Annotated in this window: 1 protein-coding gene; it reads left to right on the top strand. The window is 67.7% G+C overall.

Annotated features, from left to right (window positions below; all coding sequences use genetic code 11):
• Positions 1-97 precede the first annotated feature (97 nt).
• The gene (locus AB0N06_RS38845) at positions 98-1,585 is read left to right on the top strand and encodes an NF041680 family putative transposase (protein WP_366139367.1); all 1,488 of its coding nucleotides are present in this window, start codon (positions 98-100) and stop codon (positions 1,583-1,585) included.
• Positions 1,586-1,609: the final 24 nt, after the last annotated feature.

Below are 1,609 nucleotides of genomic sequence, written 5' to 3'. Positions count from 1 at the left end.
CTTGAGATAAAACCTCTGGCTCGCCCAAGAAGGTGTTCGAGTCCCCCACATGGGCAAATGCCGGACAAGGCGACGGCTACGTCGTCATCCTCGGGTTGTGACACCAACGAAGAGCGACGCAGCCGTCGCCCCCAGTGTGCCCGATGGTGACGGCCGCCAGGCGGCCCTGCGTGAACTCAAGGAATTCCGTGTCGACTTGCGTGCCTGTCTCACTCGCTGGGGTGATGCGCTCTTCGAGATCACCGACGCCGTGCTGTGCAGTGAGGGCCCTGTGCGCAATCTCGCCGAGCTGACCCTCGTGCCCGAGCACGCCCGCTCCCACGGCTCCGTGCAGCGTGCCATGAACAACGGACGGATCGACGTCGACCGTCTGCACTGGTCCTTCGCGCTGCGTGACCTCCCGCGCGGTCCCGGCGGCGGCATCGTGCTCGCCGTCGACGTGAGCCCCTGGCTACGCCCCGACGCGAACACCAGCAATCAGCGCACCTTCTGCCACACCTACGGACGCGCCGAGGGCACTCACGAGATGATCCCCGGCTGGGCGTACTCGATCATCGCCGCCCTGTCCAGCGGACCCACCTCCTGGACCGCTCCGCTCGACGCACGCCGCTTGCGGCCCGGCGATCAGGTTCAGCAGTGCACCGCCCACCAGCTGCGTGAGGTCGTCACCAGGCTCGTGGCCCTGGGACGGTGGCGAGAGGGTGACGAGCCGATCCGGATCGTGGCCGACTGCGGATACGACGGCCCCTACCTCGCCCACCAGCTCGCCGACCTGCCGGTAGAGGTGTGCGTACGAATGCGTGGCGACCGCGTCCTCTACCGCGACCCACCCGCGAACGGCGGTGTGGGCCCCAAAGGCGGCCGGCCCCAACGCCATGGCAGCAGATTCGAGTTCCACGCCCCGGACACCTGGGGAGATCCCTTGCACGAGACCGAGCACGATCTCGACAAGTACGGTCACATGCGGGTCCGGTGCTTCGAGCGTCTGCACGTCAAACTCAACCGGCAGACGGTCTGGGCTCGTCACCCCGAGCCGGAGCTGCCCCTCGTGCCCGGCACCGTGATCCGTCTGGACGTCGAGCGCCTGCCCTCCGGCGGCAGCCCGAAACCCCTGTGGCTGTGGTGGTCACGCACCGACACCGACGCCACTCTCGCCGACACCATCTGGTCGTGCTTCCTCCGCAGATTCGATCTTGAACACACCTTCCGCTACTGGAAACAACACCTCGGCTGGACCCGGCCCCGCCTGCGCGAGGCGGCCGCCGCCGACCGCTGGACCGTCCTCGTCATGGCCGTGTACACCCAACTGCGCCTCGCCCGGCCCCTCGCCGAGGACCTCAAGCGCCCATGGGAGCGCCCTCTGCCCGTCGAACGCATGACTCCCGGTCGCGTACGTCGAGGGTTTCGTCAAGTCCGCAGGTCACTGCCTGTTCTCACAAAGCCCACGAAACCCTCTCGCCCCGGCCCGGGACGCCCGCCCGGCCGCCGCAACAAGCGGAAGACCCCCGTCTACGACGTAGGCAACGCCCTGCTCGAAGGCAGCCAACGAACAGAAGAGCGGCGAACCGAACACCCCGCCCCCTGACCGCCACAGGTTTTATCTCAAGCT

This window comes from Streptomyces sp. NPDC051020, assembly GCF_040683105.1.
Lineage (GTDB): Bacteria > Actinomycetota > Actinomycetes > Streptomycetales > Streptomycetaceae > Streptomyces.
Note: the sequence above shows the minus strand (reverse complement) of the source record. Positions and strands in the feature narration are given on the sequence as shown.